The organism is Acidovorax sp. ST3 (assembly GCF_003231145.1).
Lineage (GTDB): Bacteria > Pseudomonadota > Gammaproteobacteria > Burkholderiales > Burkholderiaceae_C > Acidovorax.
In genome coordinates, this window is record NZ_QKVP01000002.1 from 938,715 (window position 1) to 960,070 (window position 21,356).

The window sequence follows — 21,356 nt, forward strand, 5'->3', positions numbered from 1 at the left end:
CACTCTCTTACCACCACACCTCGTACTGCACGCCCACCAGCGTGCGCGAGGTCTTGCCATTGGCGCCAAAGGTGCCTGCGTTGGCCACCGCCGCCGCCTGGTTCCAGTTGGCCTTGGTCACATACAGACGCAGCTCTGGGCGCGACCAGAAGTCTTCATTCAGTGCCAGGGCACCCGCCAGCGTGACCTTGGACAGGCGCTGGTCCGGACCACTGCCCTTGCGGGTGGTGGTGGACAGTTCGACCAGGCCCTTGAAGTTCTTGGTGAACGCGTACGAGCCACGGCCGCCCAGCGAGAAGTCCTTGGTCTCCACACCGGTCAGGTCCGCCTTGTTGGTCTGGTAGCCAATGAGGGCCTGGCCGCCAAACGGGCCGCTTTGCCAGTTGATGGAGTCGGCGATGCGGGTGGCGCGCTTGCCTGCGCTGGTGCCCTCGATGGCCTCGAACTCCCCGTCGATGCGGGCATGGCCACGCGATGTCTGCAGGTACAGCGTGTTGGTGATGCTGGGCAGCAGGAACTCCTTTTGCGTGTGCATCAGCGAGATGCCGGAGCCCGAGCCACCGCCCACCTGGTTCTTGCCCCCCACAGCCGTCAGCAGCACCCGCAGCTTGCCGCCGGGGTTGGTGTTGATGTCAGACAGGTCGGCGTTGATGCGATGCGCCTTCACATTGTTGGGCAGGCCGCCGTCAAACTTGTCGCCGGAGAACACGCCCACGCCCAGCTTCATGCCACCCACGGGCACGTCGGTCACACCGGCGCCGATGTTGTCGCCGTAGTTCAGCAGGAAGTAGTCGACGATGTGCACGTCCTGGATCCGCAGACGGCGCTGGCCTACCCAGAACTTGGCCTCGGGCGAGAACGAGAAGCCGCTCATTTCCACAAAAGCCTGTTCGGTGCTGATGTCGCCACTGCCCCACTTGGCGGGCATGTAGTTCACCTTCCAGTTGATGCCGCCGGCCTCGAAGCCCTTGGCAAAGTTGACTTCGATGCCGTTGTCGCCCTCGTTGCCCAGGCGGTACTTTTGCAGCTCGCCGCCCAGCGTCAGGTTGCCCTTGACGCCGTCGGAGTGGTTGAACACCGGGCCACCGCGGGAGTAGCCGTTGAACTCAAAGCCTGCTACGTCCATAGCAAAGGCGCCATTCGCGCATGCGGCGGCCAAAGCCACCGCCGTGAGGCGGTTTCTTGTCTTCATGATGGGATCCCTCTGGGGTTGGTTTTAGTGCGTGTAGGTACGTGTGTCGTACACGGCTTACTTGGTCTTCGCGGCGGCCGCGATCTTCTTCATGGCGTCGGCGACGCTCACCTTGTCGTCGTTCCAGAACTGGCTGACGACATCCTTGATCGCCCCTTCGGTGGCAGGCGCAATCGCCATGCCATGGGCCACGCTGGGCACCAGGCCACCGCTCTTGGCAGTGTCGGCAAAGTCTTTGCTGGACAGCTTGGCGCAGTCGTCAAATTTGTCCATCTTCTGTCCGGTGCGCACAGGGATCGAGCCCTTGTTGAGGTTGAACACCTCCTGGAACTCGGGGCTCATGATGGAGCTGGCCAGGTCGCTCTGCGCCTTCTGTGCTGCAGCGTCCTTGAGCTTGAACAGGATGAACGAGTCCACGTTGAAGGTGAACGCATTGGCCGTGCCCGGTGCCGCTGCGCACTGGAAGTCCTTGCCCGGCGCCTTGTTGGCTGCAATGAACTCGCCCTTGGCCCAGTCGCCCATGAGCTGAAAGCCCGCCTTGCCCTGGATGAGCATGGCCGTGGCCAGGTTCCAGTCGCGGCCGGGAGCGCCAGGGTCGGTGTAGGTCTTGATGCGGCGGAAGGTCTCCAGCGACTTCTTCATGGTGTCGCTGTTGATGGCCTTGTCGTCCAGCTTGACCAGTGCGTCCTGGTAGAACTTGGCACCGCCCACGCCCAGCACCACGGATTCAAAGGTCGTGAAGTCCTGCCAGTTCTGGCCGCCATGCGCCACGGGGATCAGGCCTGCGGCCTTGAGCTTGTCGGCAGCAGCAAAGAATTCGTCCCAGGTCTTGGGCATGCTGGCCACGCCCGCCTTCTTCAACGCATCGGAGCTGGCCCACAGCCAGTTCACGCGGTGCACGTTGACCGGGGCAGCCACGTAGCTGCCCTTGTACTTCATCACGTCGGCGACCACCTTGGGCAGCACGTCGTCCCACTTCTCGGTCTTGGCCAGTGCATCGACATTGGCCAGTACGCCTTCAGACGCCCATTCCTGGATGGCCGGGCCTTTGACCTGGGCGGCCGAGGGCGGGTTGCCCGAGATCACGCGGCTCTTGAGCACCGTCATGGCACTGTCGCCGCCGCCGCCCGCCACGGCAAAGTCGCGCCAGGTATGGCCCTTTGACTGCATGATCTTCTTGAGCTCGGCAGCCGACTTGGCCTCGCCGCCCGATGTCCAGTAGTGCAGGACCTCGACCTCCCCTGCGCTGGCAGACATCGCGGCCGCCAGGCCCACCGCCAGTGCGGCGATCTTTGTCATCTTCCACATACCCTTGTCTCCTCGACGTTGTTTTCCAGAATCCATTGCTGCGCCGTGATACCGGTGCCGTTCAGCGCAGTTGGTACTTTAATTACAATAATTAATTTAATTCTCAGGGCTTTCCCTGAGAGTCGCAGCGGCCCCACAGCGGGGCCGTTGCGGGGGCCTTTGTTATGCTCAATCCATGGCCACGATACTGATTGTCGAAGACGACGCCCTCCTGCTCGACGCTCTCACCGGCCAGCTCAAGCAACTCGATTACAGCGTCTGCACCGCCAGCAGCGTGGCGCAGGCCATGGCACTTTTGCAGACGCAGGCAGTGGACGGCATCATCCTGGACCTGGGCCTGCCCGGCGCCGACGGCATGGAACTGCTGACCTGGGCCCGCGCGCACATCGCCGGCCTGCCCGTGCTGATCCTCACCGCCCGCGACGGCGTCGATGACCGCGTGCTGGGTCTGAACGCCGGGGCCGACGACTACATCACCAAGCCCTTCAACATGCAGGAGCTGCAGGCCCGCCTGCAAGCCATGCTGCGCCGCGCGCGCCAGCCCGCCTTCACCCAGGCCAGCAGCGCGGCGGGCGTTGCCAACACCACCATCGGCCCGCTGGTGCTGGACCACGCCAGCCATTCCGCCGCGCTGAACGGCGACCTGCTGGAGCTGACCCAGCGCGAGTGGGAGCTGCTGGAGCTGCTGGCCCACCGCTGCGGCGAGGTCGTCACCCGCGACGATGTGCTGGCCGCCTGGCGCGCCAGCCCGCCCGAGCCCGGCCAGACCGCCGCCCCGCTGAACTCCAATGCGCTGGAGGTGTATGTGCATCGCCTGCGCAAGAAGCTCGACCAGTCCAACCTGGTGATCCGCAATATCCGGGGGTTGGGGTACATGCTGAATAAACCGTGAGCATCCCCCTGAGCGGCTGCGCCGCTTCCCCCTTCTCTCGCGCTGTGCGCGGGAAGGGGGACGCCGCCAGCGCGGCGGGGCGGCCCTTGCGCGGCGGCCCTCGCATGGGCCGAGCCCGTTTTCAACGCAGCGCCGCCTATTTTTGACTGCTGAAACATGCGCCACGTACCCGGGGTCTCTCTTCAACGCAAGCTGCTTTTGTGGCTGCTGCTGCCGCAGCTGGTGCTGTGGTTGTCGGGCGGGTTTCTGGCGTGGCGCATTGCGCTGCAGAACGGCGAGAAGGGCATTGACCAGACGCTGACCCAGTCGGTGCGGGCGCTGGCGCGGCAGATCAAGCCGATTGGCGACGGGCTGCTGGTGGACTTTCCGAAGGCCGCGCAGGACATCCTGGAGCAGGACCCAGCCGACCGCATCACCTACATGGTGTCGTCCCCGCCCGGCCGCTTTCTGCTGGGCAACGCGCAGCTGCCAGCACCGCCCGCCCAGGTCGATGTGGCGGTGGGCGAGGCGTTTTTGTACCAGGCGCGGGTGGACGACAAACCGGTGCGTGTGGCCTTGCTGGATGTGGACTACGGCACCGCCTCCACCCGCCAGCGCCTGCGCGTGCAGGTGGCCCAGAGCCTCACGGTGCGCGAGCGCATTGCGCAGGAACTGCTGGAGCGCATGGTGTTCCCCATGGGCCTGATGGGCCTGGCCCTGAGCGCCGTGGTGTACGCCGGCGTGCTGCGCGGCCTGCAGCCCTTGAAGCGCCTGGAGGCGCAAATTGAACGTGCCGGCGCACAGCCCCACACGGGCACCACGCCGCTGCCGCCCATCGAGCTGACCTCTGCCCCGCAAGAAGTGCATTCGCTGGCCAGCACCATCAACCGCCTGCTGGAGACCGTGGCGCGCGGCCAGCAAAAGGAAAAGCGTTTTCTGAACGACGCCGCGCACCAGTTGCGCACGCCGCTCGCCGGCCTGATCGGCCAGACCGAGCTGGCCCTGCACGAAAGCCACGAACCCGCTGTGCAGGCCCGCCTGCAAAAGGTGCTGTCGGCCGCGCAACGCAGCGCCCACCTGGTGCACCAGCTGCTGCAGCTGGCGCGCTCGGAGTCGAACGTGGAGATGCAGTCCATCGACCTCGCCGCCCTGGCCCGCGAAGTGGCCCGCGAATGGGCCGCCCGCGCCCTGGCCCAAGGCATGGACCTGGGCTACGAAGGCGACGACAGCCTGCAAGTGCAGGGCCACCCGCTGCTGCTGCGCGAGGCGCTCAACAACCTCATCGACAACGCCCTGCACTACGCAGGCCCCGGCGCCACCGTGACGGTGCGCGTGCGCCCCGAGGAGCGCGGCCACTGGGCCCAGCTGGTAGTGGAAGACGACGGCCCCGGCGTGCCCGCCGAGCACCTGGGAGACCTGTTTGCGCGCTTCTGGCGCGGGTCGGACAAGGCGGGCGGGTGTGGGCTGGGCCTGTCGATCGTGGAAGAGATTGCGCTGCGGCATGGCGGCAACACCTTGGCCGAAGCCAGCGGAATGCGCGGCCTGCGGGTGGGCCTGCGGCTACCAGTGCAGGCTGGCAGGGCCTAGTGTTCACCAGGACGACACAGGGGCACCACACTGCCCCGCACTGCCCCGGTCGGCGCTCAAGGCACGCTGGGCATGGCAGGGGCTGGGGCGGCGGTTGTCGCGCGGTAGTCTGTTGGCAGTTGCCCCGACCAGCGCTTAAACGCCCGCCGAAACGCCCGCGCATCCGAATAGCCCACGGCGTCGGCCACCTGGGCCATGGTCATGGAGGTGCGGGCCAGCAGGTCCCGGGCGCGCTCGAAGCGGGTTTCGTCGCGCAGCGCCCGGTAGCTCACGGACTGGGCCTCCAGCCTGCGGCGCAAGGTGCGCTCACTCACGTTGACCATGTGCGCCAACTCGCGCTGCGGGGTGCGCTCGTCGACACCCACCCGCAGGCGGTTGGCCAATGACTCCACCAGGTCGTTGCGGCCAATCGGCTTGTGCAGCAGGGTGTTGAGCTGCTCTCGCACCAGCCCGCAGGTGATGCGGTCATAGCCCGGCAGGCGCGCACCGAGCCAGTGGGACTCGATGGTCATCCGGTTCATGCCCGCATCAAAGCGCACGGGGCAGCGAAAGAAACGGCGATAGGCCTCCTCATGCGCTGGCCGCGAAAAGGCGAAATCCATGCGAACCGGCGCAAATTCAGACCCCACCAAGTAGCGGCTGACGGCCACCGCCCCGGCAAAGTTGTCTTCCACCAAAAAGCCCTCGATCTCCAGATCGAACAGACGCGGCATCACGTCCAGATGCGCCTCGCGCCCCCGCACCTCGAACACGTTGTGCAGCATGGCCCCACCGGCCCCCTGTTGCCCCATGCCGTATTCAATGGCCTCGCCAAAGGTCTCGCACGTCAGCATGGCCAGCCCCATCAGCCCCCAGGACACGGGCGTCTGCCGTGCGCCGCAGGCCAGCCCCAAGGCTGGGTCGCGTGTGAGGGCCTGGGCCCGCAGGATGAGGCTGCGCACCTGCTGATGGGACAGCAGCAGGTGCCGGTCAAGCAGGTCGGTGTGGGTGAATCCAAGCCCCAGGCACAGACGCTCCAGCGACACCCCACGGTCCTCCAGCAAACCCAGCAAGGCGCGCGCGGTAAAGGGAACGATATCGGCCACAGTGTGTGCATCGGGCACGGCGGTGGGCGTGGGCACGGAGGTGGAAAGGACGGACATGACCAGTGACATGAAAACAACGAGGCGGTGCACATGATGACCCGAAATGTCCTTCCCGTCATGCTGAATGACCCCAGGCAGCGCTTCCAAAAAGCCACTAAGTCTTTGATTTCATTTGATTTATATACATGAATACTGATTCTTTCTGCGGAAATTTGACCGAACAGGGTCCTCGATTGGCCGAATAAGACCCCCACACCAATGCCGGCGGGACACCCGACACCTAGCAAACGCTTGCAGACGGTCCCTCCGAAGACCATGACCGGACCATTGACCGAAAGTGTCCCGTTGTTGTCCTGCCGAGACCCCCGCCACAGACCCACCCCCACCTACAGTGCGTTCACCGTTTCCTCCGGTAGCGCACCCCTCAGGGATCGCGATACCGCAACGCACTTCAATCCCTGTCGAGGTCTACCGTGTTGTCTTCACTCGTTGCCCCCTTGCCGCGCCAAACCCTGTACTGGGCGATGGCTGCAGGCGTTCTTGTTCTCACTGCAGGTTGCAGCCCAGCCACCCCACCTGCCAAGCCCGAATCCGTACGCCCCGCCCTGGTGGTGCCGGTGCGCGATGCGGGTGCGAGCAGCCTCCAGCTGGTGGGCGAGATTCGCGCCGCACAACGCGCCGAGCTGGCGTTTGCCGTGGGCGGCCGGGTGCAAAGCGTGCTGGTCGAGCCCGGTGACACGGTGCAGCGCGGCCAGGTGCTGGCCCAGCTGGACGAGCAACCGCTGCGCGCCCAACGGGCCACAGCAGCGGGCGAGGTGGCCCGCGCCAAGGCGCAGGCGGGCGAGTTGGCCCTGCGCGCCGAACGGGTGCGGCAGGCCCACCAAGCGGGTGCCACGGGTGCCGGTGAATGGACCGCCGTGCAGGCCGAGCTGGCCGCCGCAGAGGCGGCGCTGAAGGCTGCCCAGGCGCAGGAGAGCACCGCGCAGTGGTCTCTGGACCAGGCCCAACTGCGCGCGCCATTCAGCGGCGTGGTGGGCGTGCGGCACCTGGAAGCCGGGCAAACCGCTGGCCCCGGCGCGCCCGTGTTGAACATCGACGGCACGGGGCGTGAGCTGGTGTTGACGGCGCCCGCCACACTGCCATTGAAAGTGGGGCAAGCGGTAACACTGACCCCAGCCCGGGCCGATCTCCCGTCGCCACAAGCCCTGCCCAGCCGGGTGCTGCGGGTGGCCAGCCGCCAAGACGCGGGCGGCACGGTGCGCGTCACGCTGGCAGCACCTGCCAACGCCATGGTCGGCTCGACCTGGGCCATCCACATCCCGACCGCCGTGGGCAACACCGCCAGCACCGCTGCACCCACCGGGGTGCTGGTGCCGCTGCGTGCAGTGGTGCCTGGCGCACAAGCAGGCCACGGCCATGTGCTGCGGCTGGCGCAAGATGGCAAGACCACCGAACAGGTGAACGTGACCCTGGGCCAAACGCAAGGCGACTGGGTGCATGTGGCACAAGGCTTGGTCGGCACAGACCGCGTGGTGCTCGCGGGCGCTGCCCACCTGCAGCCCGGCACGGCCGTCCTGCCCGTTGCACCCCACGGGAGCCAGCCATGAGCCTATCTACCGCTGCACTGGCGCGCCCGCGCTTCACGTTGCTGACCATGCTGGCCTTGGTGCTCGTGGGGCTGTGGCTGGCGCTGGACTTTCCTTCGACCGAAGAGCCTCCGGTCACCATCCGCACCGCTACCGTGCTCAGCATGGCGCCCGGCGCCAACGTGGAGCGGATGGAGCAACTGATTGCACGCCCCACCGAAGAGTCCATCCTCGGGCTGCCCGAGGTCAAGCGCGTCAAGACCACGGTGCGCCCTGGCTTTGCCTTCACCTATGTGGAGCTGGATGCCGCAGTGCCGCCTGCCCGCCTGCACGAGGTGTGGCAACGCCTGCGCACCCGCATGAACCAGTTGCAGCCGCAGTTGCCTGCTGGCACGCTGGGCCCGCTGGTGGACGACGAGTTTGGCCGCGTGGCCGTGCTCACCCTGGGCCTGACTGGCCCCGACTACCAGGCGGGTGAACTGCGCCAGTACGCCCGCACAATGCGCGACGACCTGCTCAAGGTGCCGGGCGTGGAGCGCGTGTCGCTGCACGGCGTGCGTGACGAACAGGTGCAGATCGTGCTGGACGTGGCCGCCATGGCCGCCAAAGGGCTGAGCCCCAGCGCGGTGGAACGCGCGGTGGCATCGCGCAACGTGGTGGCTGCAGCAGGTTTCATGGACATCGCTGGCACCGAGATTTCGCTGACCGTGAGTGGCGACGCCCGCACCCCTGCTGACCTGGGCACCACCCCGATTGCGCTGCCCCAGGGCGGTACGGTGCTGCTCAAGAACATTGCACGCATCGAGCGCACGCCGCAAGACCCACCGCTGACCGGCGCGTTTGTGGATGGCACGCCTGCGGTCGTGATTGCGGTGTCGATGGACCCCGGCCTGAACGTGGTGAGCTTTGCCAAGAACCTGCGTGCGCAGGTGCAGCACCTCGAAAGCCAATTGCCCGTGGGCATGAGTCTGGTGCCCATCACCGACCAGGCCCAGATCGTGACCAAGCAGCTCACACAGGTCGGCCAGGTGTTTCTGGAGACCACCCTCATCGTGATGGCAGTGGTGGTGTTGTTCCTGGGCCTGCGCACCGGCCTCATCGTGGGTGCCATCGTGCCCACCACCGTGCTGGGCACGCTGGCCATCATGAAGCTGCTGAACATTGATCTGCACATCATCTCGGTGGGGGCCATCATCATTGCGCTGGGCTTGTTTGTGGACAACGCCATCGTGGTGGCCGAAGACATGGAACGCCGCCTGGCCCTGGGCGAGCCGCGCGACCAAGCCGCCGCCGAAGCCGGGCGCACGATGCTGGTGCCGCTGTTGGTGTCCTCGCTGGCCATCATCCTGACCTTCATGCCCCTGGTGCTCTCCAAGACCGAAACGGGCGAATACCTGCGCAGCATGGGCATCGTGATGGCGATTGCGCTGCTGCTGTCGCTGGTGCTGGCCGTCACCGTCACGCCCATGCTGTGCCAGTACTTTGCCAAGCACCATGCCGAACTCAGCCGCACCGCACGCACCGTGGAGTCGCTGACCGCCTGGTACCGGGGCAAGGTGCGTTGGGTGCTGGGCCACAAGACGCTGTACATCGGGGCCATGGTGGCCCTGCTGGTGGCCGCCGGGTGGCTGTTCACCAAGGTGCCTTCAGAGCTGATGCCCGCCTCGGAACGGCGCCAGTTGCAAATGGCCATCGAGCTGGCCCCAGACGCCAGCACCCGCCACACGCTGGACACCACGGCTGCCATCAGCCGCGCACTGACCGACAAGAAAGCCTTCCCTGAGATCGCGAGCGCAGCGGTGTACATGGGCGATGGCGGCCCGCGCTTCATCCTGGCGCTGAACCCGCCCACCCCCGCCGCCCACCGGGCGTATGCCGTGCTCACCCTGGCACCTGGCGTGACCCACGCTGCCGCGATTGAAAGCCTGCGCACCGGGCTGGGCCAACAGTTCCCTGAACTGCGCCTGGACCCCAAGCGCTTCTCCATGGGCTCCTCGGACGCAGGCACCGCCGTGTTCCGCATCACCGCCAGCGACGGCAAGAGCCACTACGCCGCCGCCGAGGCGCTGGAAGCCGCCCTGCGCGCCACCCCCGGCATCGGCGAAGTGCACAACGACGCCGAGCGCTTCATCCAGCAACTGGATGTGCGCATCGATCAGGTCAAGGCGCAAGCCGCCGGTGTGAGCAGCAGCGATATCGCACGCAGCCTGGACCAGGTGCTCTCGGGCGCCACCATCTCGCACTTCCGCGAGGGTGACACCGTCCTGCCCATCGTGCTGCGTGGCGACGCCACCTGGCGCACCCGCATCGAGCAATTGCCCGCCCTGCCCATCCAGAAGGCCGACGGCAGCGGCAGCGTACCTCTGGGCCAGGTGGCCACGGTGCAGCTGACGCCGCAGCCCTCGGTGATCCAGCGCTACAACCAGGAGCGCGCCATCACCGTCACGGCCAAGCACCCGAACATGACCGCACAAGGCTTGGCCAACAGCGTGAAAAGCACCCTGCAGCAACTGCAAGACCCCGGCAACGCCACCGGCAGCGTGCGCGTGGCCCTGGGCGGCGAAATCGAGGAAAGTGCCAGCGCCAACGGCGCCATTGCGCAACTGCTGCCCGTGTGCGTAGTGGCCATGTTCATCCTGTTCGTGTGGCAGTTTGAAAGCGTGCGCAAGAGCCTCATCGTGCTGGCCAGCATTCCGTTCGTATCCATCGGCGCGGCCCTGGCGCTGATCGCCACCGGCACCACGCTCACCTTTGTGGGCACGCTGGGCCTGCTGGCGCTGGCCGGCATCATCGTGAACAACGCGGTGCTGTTGCTCGACGCCATTGAAGAAGCCCGCCGCAGCGGCATGCCCGCCGCCGAAGCCATTGAAGACGCCGCTTCCAAGCGCCTGCGCCCCATCGTCATGACCAAGATGGTCTGCATCTTGGGCCTGGTGCCGCTGTGGCTGTTTGGCGGCGCGGTCTGGACCAGCCTGGCCGTCGTGATGATGGGCGGCCTGGCCCTGGGCACGCTGATCACCCTGGGCCTGATCCCGGCCCTGTATGCCGCCGCCTACCGCGTACAACCCAACAACGCCTGAAGGAGAAACACCCCATGCGCTCCCCCCTTCTCCACCGCCGCACGGCCCTGGCCGGGTTGTTGGCCCTGGCGCTCACTGGCTGCGCCAGCGTCACGCCCCCCAGTGCCATCGGCCCTGCCACCGAACGCCACGGCACCGCCCTGCCCGCCACCGCCGCCCTAGGCCTGGCCACCGGCACCCCCAGCCGCCACTGGTGGCAAGCCCTGCAAGACGAGCAGCTCAACACCCTGGTGCAGACCGCCATGCAGCACAACCAGGACCGCCAGGCCGCCGTGGCCGCCGTGCGCCAAGCCCGCGCCCTGGCCGGGCTGGCCGAGCGCTCCGCCCTGCCACAGGGCAGCCTGAGCGCCCAAGCCCAGGCCCAACGCCCCTCGCTGGCTGAAGTGGACCCCTACAACCAGGGCCAGCCGCGCCCACCAGAGCAGCGCCTGGGCACCATCGCCCAGATGGTGTCGTGGGAGATCGACCTGTTTGGCCGCGTCGGCACCGCCAGCGCCGTGGCCCAACGCCAAGCCGACGCCGCAGCCGCCACCGCCCACAGCGCCGAAGCCCTGCTGCAGGCCGAGGTGGTGCGCCACTACGTGCTGCTGCGCCTGTACCAACACGACCTGGCACGGCTGCAAGAAGAAAGCGACGTGCTGCAACGCCGCCACACCCTGCTGCAAGCCCGTGAGCGCGCAGGCCTGGCCGACCAACGCGAAGCCCTGGCCGCCCAAGCCCAGCGCGAACAGGCCCTGGCCACCATCGCCCAAACCCAGGCCGCGCTGCACGCCACCCGTGCGGCCCTGGCCGTACTGGCAGGCCGCGCCCCTGCCACCGCCGAGGCCGACAGCACCTGGCAAGCCCTGCTGGCCCCCCAGACCACCGCCAGCGTGGCCCTGCCCGCCGTGCCCGACACCAGCGGCGTGGTGCAACCCACCGACCTGCTGGCACGCCGCCCCGATGTGGCGCGGGCCGACGCACAACTGCGCGCCGCACTGGGCGAGACCGTGCTGGCCGACCGCGCCCACCTGCCCCGCCTGAGCCTGAACCTGAGCGCGGGCCTGAACGCCCCCTTTGGCGCCCTGGGCCAGGCCAGCGCGGTGCGCTACGCCGTGGGCCCCGCCCTGCAATGGGACTGGCTGGACGCAGGCCGCAACCGCGCCCGCGCTGCGGCTGCCAAGGCAGGCGACGAAGTGGCCTGGCACCAGTTTGAGAACACCGTGCTGCAGGCCCTGGCCGACAGCGAATCGGCCCTGCGCCAATGGGGCGCCGCCCGCACCGCCTGGCAACACGCCACGCAGGCCGAAGGCGCCGCCCAGCGCGCTGCGCAACACGCACAAAAGCGCTTTGACACCGGCCTGGAGCCGCCCACCGAAGCCCTGCAGCACCAAGCCCAGTGGCTGCAGGCACGCCGCAGCGCCATGGCGCAGCAGGCCGACGCCTTGCAAGCCTACGCCCGTGTGCAACTGGCCCTGGCCGCCTGGCAGCCCGACGACAACGCAAGCGCTGATCGCCTCGCAGCCGCAGCCACATCCTCCACCGCCAAGCCATGACGCACCGCTTCTCCCCCTGCCCCCGCATCGTCATCGTGGGCGGCGGCACCGCCGGACTGCTGCTGGCCACAAGGCTGGGGCAGCAACTCGGGCGCAAAGGCCGCGCTCAGGTCACGCTGATCGACCGCAGCCTCACCCATCTGTGGAAGCCCATGCTGCACACGATTGCGGCCGGCACGCGCGATGTGCACCAGCACAAGGTCAGCCTGCTGGCCCAGGCGCGCGCCCAAGGCTTTGCGTATGAGCCCGGCGAGCTGTGCGGGCTCAGCCGCAACCGCCGCCTGGTGCACCTGGCAGCATTGCCATCGGCGGGCGACCGCCCCGTGGTTGGGCCACGCGCCGTGCCCTACGACGTGCTGGTGCTGGCCCTGGGCAGCGGCGCCAACGACTTTGGCGTGCCCGGTGTGCAGGCGCACTGCCACTTCATCGACAGCCAGGCCCAGGCCGAGGCCTTCAACCACCGCCTGCGCTGGCAACTGTTTCGCGGCGCGCTGCAGGACGAGGCGGTGACCATCGACATCGTGGGCGCAGGTGCTACCGGGGTCGAATTGGCCGCAGAGTTGAGCCACCTCATGGAAATGGCCGCACACTTTGGCGACCCCACCTTGCGCGAGCGCCTGCGCCTCACGCTCTACGAAAGCGCGCCACGCATCCTGGCTGCCTTCCCCGAGCGCGTGTCCGAATCCAGCCACCGGGTACTCGAAAAACTGGGCTTCACCATCCGCACCGGCACGCAAGTGCAAGCGGCGCAAGCCCAGGGCTTGGTGACCGCCGACCAGCCCCTCGCCTCCAACGACATGACCGTGTGGGCCGCAGGCATCAAGGCACCCGAGGTGCTGTCGCGCCTGGGGGGGCTGCGCACCAACCCCAGCCACCAACTGGTCATCGACGCCACCCTGCGCAGCGTGGACGATGAGCACATCTTTGCGCTGGGCGACTGCAGCACCCTCACCCTGCCCGACCAGCCACGCCCCCTGCCCGCCAGCGCCCAGGTGGCGGTGCAGCAAGCCACGCACCTGGCGCGCCACCTGCCCGGCTGGTTGCAAGGCTGCGCACTGCCCGCCTTTGCATACCGCGACCTGGGCGGGCTGGTATCACTGGGGCGCTATGACGCATACGGCACGGTGGGCAAGGCGGGGCTGCTGCCAGGGCAATTCTTGGGCGGCACACTGGCCCGCCTGGGCCACGAGCTGGTCTACCGCAACTACCAGCGCAGCCTGCACGGCCTGGGCAAGACCGGGCTGCTCTGGGCCACCGAAAGCCTCAACGGCTGGACGCATCCGGGGATACGGCTGAGCTGAGGTGGCCCCAAGGTTTACTATGATTTTTATAGCTGCAAGCACATATTCCACTAGCGCTTCCAGCAAAAATCACTCCAAAATCATGCCTGCGCCAGAACCAGCCGCTCCAGCTTGACCGCATCCACCGCAAACGCGCGGATGCCCTCGGCCAGCTTCTCGGTGGCCATGGCGTCTTCGTTCAGGGCGTAGCGGAAGCCCGCCTCGTCGTAGTTCACCGCAGGCAAGTCCATGGCCTTGGCGGCCTCGGCGTTCAGGGCGGGCTGCAGGGGCGCCTCGCTGGCGGCCAGCTGAGCCAGCAGCTCGGGCGCAATGGTGAGCAGATCGCAGCCTGCCAGCGCCGTGATCTGCCCCACATTGCGGAAGCTTGCGCCCATCACCTCGGTGGCGATGCCAAAGCGCTTGTAGTGGTTGTAAATCTGCGTGACCGACTGCACGCCGGGGTCGTTGGCGCCAGCGCGTGCGGCTTCGTCCCAACTGGCGCCCGCCTGCTTCTTGTACCAGTCGTAAATGCGGCCCACAAAGGGCGAGATCAGCTGCACCTTGGCCTGGCCGCAGGCCACGGCCTGGCAGAAGGCGAACAGCAGCGTGAGGTTGGTGTGGATGCCCTTGCGCTCCAGCTCGGCGGCGGCCTGGATGCCCTCCCACGTAGCGGCGATCTTGATGAGCACGCGGTCGATATGAATGCCTTCGGCTTGGTACAGCTCGATGATGCGCTCGGCGCGCGTGACGGTGGCGCTGGTGTCAAAGCTCAGGCGGGCGTCCACTTCGGTGGACACGCGGCCGGGCACGTGCTTCAGGATCTCGCAGCCAAAACGCACCAGCAGGCGGTCGATGATTTCATCCATCGCACGACCCTTGAACTTTGCCACCGTGTCTTGCAGCAGCGGCGCGTATTCGGGCTTTTGCACCGCCTTGAGGATCAGCGAAGGGTTGGTCGTCGCGTCCTGCGGACGGAACTGGGCCAGTTGCAGAAAGTCGCCGGTGTCGGCAACCACGGTGGTGAACTGTTTGAGGGCGTCGAGTTGGTTCGTCATGGCGCCATTATTCCGCATTGGTCCGTGCAGCTTCGGTACTACCAACCACCGATACGCCATGGGCACCCAGGCTCAGTTGCACCTCATCGCCCACAGCCAGCACATCGTCCAGGTCGGACGACACCACGAAGATGTGGCCCAGCGCAGTCTCGAAGGTGTATTCGTACACCGCGCCCAGATAGGCCCGCTTGTCCAACCGCGCGGGCAGCAGGCCCTCGCCCTGGCGGTGAATGCGCCAGGCCTCCGGCCGCACCGCCACCTTCACCGGGCCGCTCTGCATCGCCATGCGCGGGCGCAGCACCAGCGGGCCGAGCGCCACCGTGCCGTCAGGGTCGGCCACAGCCGGGAACAGCATGGCCTCGCCCATGAAGCCCGCGACGAATTCGCTGTGCGGGGTTTCATACAGCGCGCGGGGCGAGCCCTTTTGCGCAATCAGGCCCTGGTTCATCACGATGATCTGGTCGCTCACGGCCATGGCCTCAGCCTGGTCGTGCGTGACATAGGCCACCGTGAGCGACAGGCGCTGCTGCAGCGCACGGATCTCTTCGCGCATCTCGCGGCGCAGGCGGGCGTCGAGGTTGGACAAGGGCTCGTCAAACAGCAGCACCTCGGGCTCCAACACCAACGCGCGGGCCAGGGCCACGCGCTGCTGCTGGCCACCAGACAGCTCGCTGGGCAGGCGGTCGTCATAGCCCACCAGGCCCACGCCGCGCAGCGCCTCCACGGCCTTGGCGCGCGCCTGCTCCTTGGGCTGGCCCGACATGCGCAGGCCGTACATCACGTTCTCGACCACGTTCATGTGCGGGAACAGCGCGTAGCTCTGGAACATCATGCTCACGTTGCGCTGCGCGGGGCCCAGCGTGGTCACATCCTTGCCGCCGATGAAGATCTCGCCGGAGGTGGGCGATTCCAGCCCCGCGATCATGCGCAAGGTGGTGGTCTTGCCGCAGCCCGAGGGGCCGAGGATGGTGGTCAGCGTGCCGCGCGGCACCTCAAAGCTGATGCCCTTGACGGCCAGGGCCGCGCTACTGTCGCTGCCGTAGCGTTTGGTGATGTTGCGGAACACGATGCCCGCGTCGTTATGGTTCATGGCGTTTCTTCTTTTTCTGCAAGGGTGTTCAGTGCGCGGCGGGGGCCGCCCCACGGCGGCCCAGCTTGCGGTCGCCGACAAGCAGCTGGATCAGGCCGATGGAGGCCGACATGAGAATGATGAGCACCGTGCAGTACGCCAGCGCCACGCCATAGTCGCCATTGCCCACGCGGCCGATGATGTAGGTGGTGGCCAGCTCGTTCTCGGCTGTGACCAGGAAGATCACCGCGCTCACGGTGGTGATGGCGCGCACAAAGCTGTAGACCAGTGCAGCCACCAGCGCGGGCTTGAGCAGCGGCAGCACCACATGGCGCAGCGTCTGCACGCTGCCCGCACGCAGCATGACGGAGGCTTCATCCAGCGATCGGTCCAGCTGCTTGAACGCCGCCGTGCCCGCGCGCACGCCCACGGGCAGATTGCGGAACATGAAGCACAACACGATGATCAGCGCCGTGCCCGTCAGCTCGAACGGTGGCACGTTGAACGCCAGGATGTAGCTCACACCCAGCACCGTGCCGGGGATGGCAAAGGCCAGCAGCGCCGCAAACTCAAACGCGCCCTGCCCCCGGAACTCGGTGCGTGCCAGCAGCCACGCAATGGCAATGCCCAGCGTGGCCGTGAGTGGCGCGGAGATGGCGGCGAGCTTGAGGGTGGTGAAGAACGAGTTCCAGGCTGTGCCCGCCCACACCACACCAAACTCGCCCCATTCCACGCTGAACGCGGTACGGAAATGCGCCAGCGTGATGGTGTAGTCGCGCCCCCAGGTCTGCACAAAACCACCGGCCAGCGCAAACAGGTACACGATGAGCGTGAACGCCATCCAGGGCAGCGCGATGGAATGCACCACGCGGCGCACGCCCCGTGGCAACGGCATGGCAATGCCCGCATCGCCCTTGCCAGACACCGTGGTGAAGTTCTGCTTGCCCAGCAGCCCGCGCTGGATGGCAAACACCGTGAGCGCAAAGAAGGTGAGGATCCATGCCAGCGATGCGGCACGGCCTTGGTCGTACTGCGCGCCCACGATGGCAAAGAAAATTTCGGTGGACAGCACCGAGAACTGCCCGCCCACCACGATGGGGTTGCCGAAGTCAGCCATGCTCTCAATGAAGCCCACCAGGAACGCATTGGCCAGGCCGGGCTTGAGCAGCGGCAGGGTCACGGTCATGAAGGTGCGGTGCGGGCTGGCGCGCAGGGTTTGCGCGGCCTCTTCCAGGCTAGGCGCCACGCCCTGCACCACGCCGCGCATGATCATGAAAGCGATGGGCGTGAACGCAAAGGTCTGCGCCACCCACACACCCAGCCACCCGTAGAACCAGCGCGACGGCGTGATGCCAAACGCGTATTCCAGAAACTGGTTGAACACCCCCGCGCGGCCAAACAGCAGGATCAGCCCCAGGCCCACCACAAACGGCGGCGTGATGATGGGCAGCAGCGCCACGATGTTCAGCGGCCGCGCATAGCGGCGCGAAGCGCGCTCGGCCATCAGCGCCATGAAGGTGCCCAGCAGCGTGGTGCTGGTGGCCGTCATCAAGCCCAGGAACAGCGTGTTCCACGCCACGCCGCAGCGCTGGCCACCCGCCAGGCACGACAGGCTGAAGTTGCGCTCGTGCGCAATGCGCTCCCACACCACGGCCAGCGAGAACGGGCCGTCTTCCAGAAAAAATGCCGCCGACAGCGCCTTGAGCACCGGGAACACGATGAACAGCGCGAGCAGGCTGCCGCAGCCCACCACCGCAGCCGCTACGAACAGGTCGCCCTTGAAGAAGCCGCGCCGCGCCACACCGAACGACAGCAGCACCAGCAGTGCCGACAGCACCACAAACCCGCCCCAGCCGATGCCGGGCTGGCGCGCGCCCAGTTCGCCCAGGCTGGTGTTCATCCATTCAAACGCCCAGCCGCGCGCACCAATCGCAAAGCCGCTGAGCAGCAGGGCCGCCAGCCCCAGTGCGCCCCCCGCCACCAGCAGCGTGCCTTGCTTGTGCCCGGCGGGCAGGCAGGCCCCCAGGCCCGCCACCGCCAGCCCGGCCAGGCCCAGCCACAGCCAGGGGCGTCCGAACAAGGCCGCCTGCATCAGCCCGTTGGCGGCCTGCTCGCTGCTGAAGACCTGGCCGACCGCCAGCAGGCCATTGGCGTCCTGCTGTGCATACCAGGGGAACACCAGGTAGCCCAACACGCCCATGGCCAGCCAGACCCACAAGGGCCGGTTGACCGAGGCACCGGGAGCCCGGGTCCGGGGGGTTGCGTGCGCTGCCGCCGCTGCTGCCGACACCACCACCCCTTAGCGTGTTGCGTTCTGCACGTCTTTTTCCCAGCGCGCAATCAGGCGGCGGCGCTCGGCGCTGGCGCCGTACTTGGCGTAGTCGTAGTTGATGAGCTTCATCTTGGCCGGATCGGTCATGCGCGGGTCCTTGGGCACCTGCGTGTTGCTGGGCAGCTGGAACTGCTTGGCCGCCAGGCCAAACTGTTGGCCGCCGGGCGTGAGCGCCCATTCGTAGAACTTCTTGGCCGCCTCGGTGTTGGGGCCGTTCTTGACGATGCTCATGGAGCCCACCTCAGCGCCGGTGCCTTCGGACGGTGTGGCCGATCCGACCGGGAAGCCATTGACCGCCTCGGTGGTCACGTCGTGCACAAAGCTCACGGACACCGTGGTCTCGCCGCGTGCAACCGCTTTGACCGGGGCTGTGCCCGAACGGGTGTACGCGCTGATGTTGGGGTGCAGGGCCTTGAGGTATTCAAACGCCTTTTCCTCGCCCATGATCTGCACCAGCGTGGCGATCATGGTGTAGGCGGTGCCGCTCGATGCGGGGTTGGCCATCTGTACCTCGCCCTTGAACTCGGGCTTGAGCAGGTCGGCCCACGACTGGGGCGGGTTGAGCTTGCGCTTGGCCAGCAGCTCCTTGTTGTAGCCAAAGCCCAGCGGCCCCAGGTAGACGCCCACGGTGCGGTACTTCGAATCGGCCGCCTGCTTTTGCGCCCAGGGGTAGAGCTGCGCGAGCTGGGGCGACTTGTATTCGAGCGTCAGGCCCTGCTCGGCCGCCTGCAGGTGCGGGTCGCCCGTGCCGCCAAACCAGATGTCGGTCTTGGGGTTGGCGCGCTCGGCATTGAGCTGCGCCAGCGCCTCGCCCGACCCCTTGGCCGTCATGTTCACCTTGGTGCCGGTGGTCTTGGCGTACACCGTGGACATCAGGTTGCACCACTCGGCCTGTACCGAGCAAATGATGTTGACCTGGCCCTGGGCCCAGCTGCCCGACGCAGCAGCCACCAGGGCCGCACCGGCCAGAAGTTTTGTCAGCAAGGGTTTGCGCATGGAAGGCTCCTCAGTATCTGGATAACGTGGTGGAGGATGCTATGCGTGCAGGGCCCGCCCGGGCCAGGGGGGAAACGCCCAGGGTCGGTGCAAGCAGGTTGAAAGGCAGGGATTGCGCGGGCCCCGCAGGTTTGGGAACCGAGTTACATTAAACGCAGATGGCCCCACCACCGCGCACACAGCCGGTAGAAGAAGCGCCCACCCAAGCCCTTTCCAAGGCCCCCAGCGCAGCCTGCCCTGCCTTCACAGACTGACATGCTCGACCGCATCACCGCCTCCCTGCCCTCGCTGGCCCCCGCCGAACAGCGCGTGGCCAAGCTGGTGCTGACCGACCCGCGCACTTTTGCCCGCCTGCCCGTGCGCGAGCTGGCCGAGCGCGCGCACGTGAGCAAGCCCACCGTGGTGCGCTTTTGCCGGAGCATGGGCTACGACGGGCTGGCGGACTTCAAGCTCAAACTGGCCGGCAGCGTGAGCGAGGGCGTGCCCTTCATCCACCGCAGCGTGGATGCCGACGACAAGACCGGCGACGTGCTGGTGAAGGTGGTGGACAACGCCGTGGCGGCCTTCCTGCAATACCGCAACGCGGCCAGCACCGTGGCCATCGAACGCGCGGCCGACGCGATTGCGGACACCTGGAAGAAGGGCAAGCGCATCGAGTTCTACGGCGTGGGCAACTCGGGCATCGTGGCGCAGGACGCGCAGCACAAGTTCTTTCGCCTGGGCGTGACCTCCATCTCCAGCAGCGACGGCCACATGCAGGTGATGAGCGCCACCCTGCTGGGCCCGGGCGATTGCGCAGTGATCATCTCCAACTCGGGCCGCACCCGCGACCTGATGGACGCGGCCGACATCGCCCGCCGCAACGGTGCCACCACCATCGTCATCACCGCCAGCGGCTCGCCCCTGGCCAGCACCTGCCAGATCCACTTGGCCGCCGACCACCCCGAGGGCTACGACCGCTACAGCCCCATGGTGTCGCGCCTCATGCACCTGCTCATCATCGACGTACTGGCCACCTGCGTGGCGCTGCGCATTGGCAGCTCGCTGCAGCCCATCCTGCAGCAGATGAAAGAGAACCTGCGGGCCAAGCGCTACGCGTAAATCCTGGCCGTCAGGCCAGGCCGGCGCACGCCTTCTCAGTCCAGCGTGACACCCGCGTCGCGGATCACCTTGCCCCACTTGGTCGTCTCGGCCGCCAAAAAGGCGTCGCACGCCTCGGGCGTGGTGCCCTCACCAAAGGTGCCCATGGTGTCGAGCTTGGCCTTGGTTTCATCACTCTGGATGATGGCGTTCACCGCGTCCGACATGCGCTTGACGATGTCGCGCGGCGTCCCGGCGGGTGCAATCATGCTGGCCCAGGTGCTGCCCAGCATGCCGGGCACGCCTTGCTCGATGAAGGTCGGCACGTCAGGCAACATGGGCAAGCGCTTTTCGCTGGCCACGCCGATGAGGGTGATGCGGCCTGCCTTGGCGGGCTGGATCAGGTTGGGCGGAGGGTCGAGGAACAAGGGCACCTGGCCGCCGAGCAAGTCCGTCAGTGCCGGGGCTGCGCCGCGGTAGGGAATGTGGACCATGAAGGTCTTGGTCAGTGACTTGAGCAACTCGCTGGTCAGGTGCGCAGCCGAGCCTGTGCCGGACGAAGCAAAGCTCACCTTGCCCGGGTTGGCCTTGGCATAGGCCACGAGTTCCTTCACCGTCTTGAACGGTGCATTGGGCGCCACCGCCGCCACCAACGGAGAAACACCCAGCAGCGACACGCCCATCAGGTCCTTGCGCGGGTTGTAGGGCAGTTTGGGGTAGAGCGTGGTGTTGGCGGTAAAGGCCGGAATGACCACACCAAAGGTGTGACCGTCCGGGGCGGACTTGGCGACGGCATCCACGCCGATGATGCTGTTCGCACCGGGTTTGTTGTCGATGACAACCGGCTGGCCGAATTGCTTTTGCAGGCCCACCGTCAGCAGACGCGCCATCTGGTCGGTGAACCCACCCGCCGTGTAAGGCACGATGATGCGAATCGGGCGGCTGGGCCAACTGGTTTGGGCCAGCGCTGGCAATACCGCACCGGCCAGCGCTGCGCCGGTGGCCTGAACAAGCCTGCGACGGGAAAGGAATGTGCTCATGGTTTTGTCTCCTGATAATTTTTATGCATAAAGCAGCCAAAGCGCTTATTCCATAAGCGTCGATAGCTCTTTTTTTGGTAGCAACCAGATCCCATCGAATGGGCTGTGCCTGTGATTTGCGGGGGCTCAGAGCGCCTTGACCAGTTCCGGCACAGCCGTGAACAGATCCGCTTCCAGCCCATAGTCAGCCACGCTGAAGATCGGTGCCTCAGGATCCTTGTTGATCGCCACGATCACCTTGGAGTCCTTCATCCCAGCCA

The 21,356-nt window shown here is 66.8% G+C and carries 15 protein-coding genes and 1 pseudogene; 7 read left to right on the plus strand and 9 right to left on the minus strand.

Annotation, left to right across the window (positions count from 1 at the left end; translation table 11 throughout):
• Positions 1–7: 7 nt before the first annotated feature.
• Both DNK89_RS09220 and DNK89_RS09225 read right to left on the minus strand, forming a co-directional pair.
• Entirely contained in the window at positions 8–1,126 is a 1,119-nt protein-coding gene (locus tag DNK89_RS09220; RefSeq protein WP_015012610.1) for a carbohydrate porin, read from the minus strand.
• Between the two features lie 123 nt (positions 1,127–1,249).
• Complete coding sequence (locus DNK89_RS09225; RefSeq protein ID WP_015012609.1) at positions 1,250–2,500, minus strand: ABC transporter substrate-binding protein; 1,251 nt, start codon at positions 2,498–2,500, stop codon at positions 1,250–1,252.
• A gap of 175 nt (positions 2,501–2,675) precedes the next feature.
• On the opposite strand from DNK89_RS09225, the gene DNK89_RS09230 reads away from it, so the two are divergent.
• Both DNK89_RS09230 and DNK89_RS09235 read left to right on the plus strand, forming a co-directional pair.
• Complete coding sequence (locus DNK89_RS09230) at positions 2,676–3,392, plus strand: response regulator transcription factor (RefSeq protein ID WP_015012608.1); 717 nt, start codon at positions 2,676–2,678, stop codon at positions 3,390–3,392.
• 156 nt (positions 3,393–3,548) lie between these two features.
• Positions 3,549–4,958 carry a sensor histidine kinase gene (locus DNK89_RS09235; RefSeq protein WP_110959792.1) on the plus strand — a complete coding sequence of 470 codons (1,410 nt, stop codon included), beginning with the start codon at positions 3,549–3,551 and terminating at the stop codon, positions 4,956–4,958.
• A 56-nt stretch (positions 4,959–5,014) separates the two neighbouring features.
• On the opposite strand, the gene DNK89_RS09240 is transcribed toward DNK89_RS09235, so the two are convergent.
• Positions 5,015–6,100 (minus strand): AraC family transcriptional regulator, encoded by a 1,086-nt coding sequence (locus DNK89_RS09240; RefSeq protein WP_203422224.1) that lies wholly within the window; start codon positions 6,098–6,100, stop codon positions 5,015–5,017.
• A gap of 440 nt (positions 6,101–6,540) precedes the next feature.
• Here DNK89_RS09240 and DNK89_RS09245 point away from each other — a divergent pair, with 440 nt between their 5' ends.
• The 4 genes from DNK89_RS09245 to DNK89_RS09260 are packed head-to-tail and all read left to right on the plus strand — an operon-like array spanning position 6,541 to position 13,545.
• On the plus strand, positions 6,541–7,650 hold the full coding sequence (locus DNK89_RS09245) for an efflux RND transporter periplasmic adaptor subunit (protein WP_153064275.1): 1,110 nt from the start codon (positions 6,541–6,543) through the stop codon (positions 7,648–7,650).
• Positions 7,647–10,709, plus strand: coding sequence for an efflux RND transporter permease subunit (locus DNK89_RS09250; RefSeq protein ID WP_110959794.1), 3,063 nt, complete (start codon positions 7,647–7,649; stop codon positions 10,707–10,709). The genes DNK89_RS09245 and DNK89_RS09250 overlap by 4 nt, the downstream gene beginning before the upstream one ends.
• 14 nt (positions 10,710–10,723) lie before the next feature.
• Entirely contained in the window at positions 10,724–12,244 is a 1,521-nt protein-coding gene (locus DNK89_RS09255) for a TolC family protein (protein ID WP_110959795.1), read from the plus strand.
• Positions 12,241–13,545, plus strand: coding sequence for an NAD(P)/FAD-dependent oxidoreductase (locus tag DNK89_RS09260; RefSeq protein WP_110959796.1), 1,305 nt, complete (start codon positions 12,241–12,243; stop codon positions 13,543–13,545). The genes DNK89_RS09255 and DNK89_RS09260 overlap by 4 nt, the downstream gene beginning before the upstream one ends.
• Positions 13,546–13,625: 80 nt before the next feature.
• Here the strand turns inward: DNK89_RS09260 and tal are convergent, their stop codons facing one another.
• From tal to DNK89_RS09280, 4 genes are all read right to left on the minus strand, one after another.
• Positions 13,626–14,579: a transaldolase gene (tal, locus tag DNK89_RS09265; RefSeq protein WP_110959797.1), complete on the minus strand. Its 954-nt coding sequence runs from the start codon at positions 14,577–14,579 to the stop codon at positions 13,626–13,628.
• Between the two features lie 7 nt (positions 14,580–14,586).
• Entirely contained in the window at positions 14,587–15,669 is a 1,083-nt protein-coding gene (locus DNK89_RS09270; protein WP_110959798.1) for an ABC transporter ATP-binding protein, read from the minus strand.
• 28 nt (positions 15,670–15,697) lie between these two features.
• Entirely contained in the window at positions 15,698–17,848 is a 2,151-nt protein-coding gene (locus tag DNK89_RS09275) for an iron ABC transporter permease (protein WP_238990748.1), read from the minus strand.
• Between the two features lie 99 nt (positions 17,849–17,947).
• A complete protein-coding gene (locus DNK89_RS09280; protein ID WP_108626587.1) occupies positions 17,948–18,976 on the minus strand; it encodes an ABC transporter substrate-binding protein in 1,029 nt (342 codons plus the stop codon).
• Positions 18,977–19,231: 255 nt separating this feature from the next.
• Here DNK89_RS09280 and DNK89_RS09285 point away from each other — a divergent pair, with 255 nt between their 5' ends.
• Positions 19,232–20,077 carry a MurR/RpiR family transcriptional regulator gene (locus DNK89_RS09285; RefSeq protein WP_015012602.1) on the plus strand — a complete coding sequence of 282 codons (846 nt, stop codon included), beginning with the start codon at positions 19,232–19,234 and terminating at the stop codon, positions 20,075–20,077.
• Positions 20,078–20,112: 35 nt separating this feature from the next.
• On the opposite strand, the gene DNK89_RS09290 is transcribed toward DNK89_RS09285, so the two are convergent.
• Together DNK89_RS09290 and DNK89_RS24725 are read right to left on the minus strand one after the other, a co-directional pair.
• Positions 20,113–21,096, minus strand: a complete 984-nt coding sequence (locus DNK89_RS09290) for a tripartite tricarboxylate transporter substrate binding protein (protein ID WP_110959800.1) — start codon at positions 21,094–21,096, stop codon at positions 20,113–20,115.
• Between the two features lie 126 nt (positions 21,097–21,222).
• Positions 21,223–21,356, minus strand: a pseudogene (locus DNK89_RS24725) (electron transfer flavoprotein subunit alpha/FixB family protein); the annotation flags it as partial.

Coding starts and splice junctions, on each gene's coding strand:
- DNK89_RS09285 (WP_015012602.1), top strand. CDS start 19,232: ATGCTCGACCGCATCACCGCCTCCCTGCCCTCGCTGGCCCCCGCCGAA.
- DNK89_RS09290 (WP_110959800.1), bottom strand. CDS start 21,096: ATGAGCACATTCCTTTCCCGTCGCAGGCTTGTTCAGGCCACCGGCGCA.
- DNK89_RS09240 (WP_203422224.1), bottom strand. CDS start 6,100: ATGTCCGTCCTTTCCACCTCCGTGCCCACGCCCACCGCCGTGCCCGAT.
- tal (WP_110959797.1), bottom strand. CDS start 14,579: ATGACGAACCAACTCGACGCCCTCAAACAGTTCACCACCGTGGTTGCC.
- DNK89_RS09250 (WP_110959794.1), top strand. CDS start 7,647: ATGAGCCTATCTACCGCTGCACTGGCGCGCCCGCGCTTCACGTTGCTG.
- DNK89_RS09260 (WP_110959796.1), top strand. CDS start 12,241: ATGACGCACCGCTTCTCCCCCTGCCCCCGCATCGTCATCGTGGGCGGC.
- DNK89_RS09270 (WP_110959798.1), bottom strand. CDS start 15,669: ATGAACCATAACGACGCGGGCATCGTGTTCCGCAACATCACCAAACGC.
- DNK89_RS09220 (WP_015012610.1), bottom strand. CDS start 1,126: ATGGACGTAGCAGGCTTTGAGTTCAACGGCTACTCCCGCGGTGGCCCG.
- DNK89_RS09230 (WP_015012608.1), top strand. CDS start 2,676: ATGGCCACGATACTGATTGTCGAAGACGACGCCCTCCTGCTCGACGCT.
- DNK89_RS09225 (WP_015012609.1), bottom strand. CDS start 2,500: ATGTGGAAGATGACAAAGATCGCCGCACTGGCGGTGGGCCTGGCGGCC.
- DNK89_RS09235 (WP_110959792.1), top strand. CDS start 3,549: ATGCGCCACGTACCCGGGGTCTCTCTTCAACGCAAGCTGCTTTTGTGG.
- DNK89_RS09255 (WP_110959795.1), top strand. CDS start 10,724: ATGCGCTCCCCCCTTCTCCACCGCCGCACGGCCCTGGCCGGGTTGTTG.
- DNK89_RS09280 (WP_108626587.1), bottom strand. CDS start 18,976: ATGCGCAAACCCTTGCTGACAAAACTTCTGGCCGGTGCGGCCCTGGTG.
- DNK89_RS09275 (WP_238990748.1), bottom strand. CDS start 17,848: ATGGGCGTGTTGGGCTACCTGGTGTTCCCCTGGTATGCACAGCAGGAC.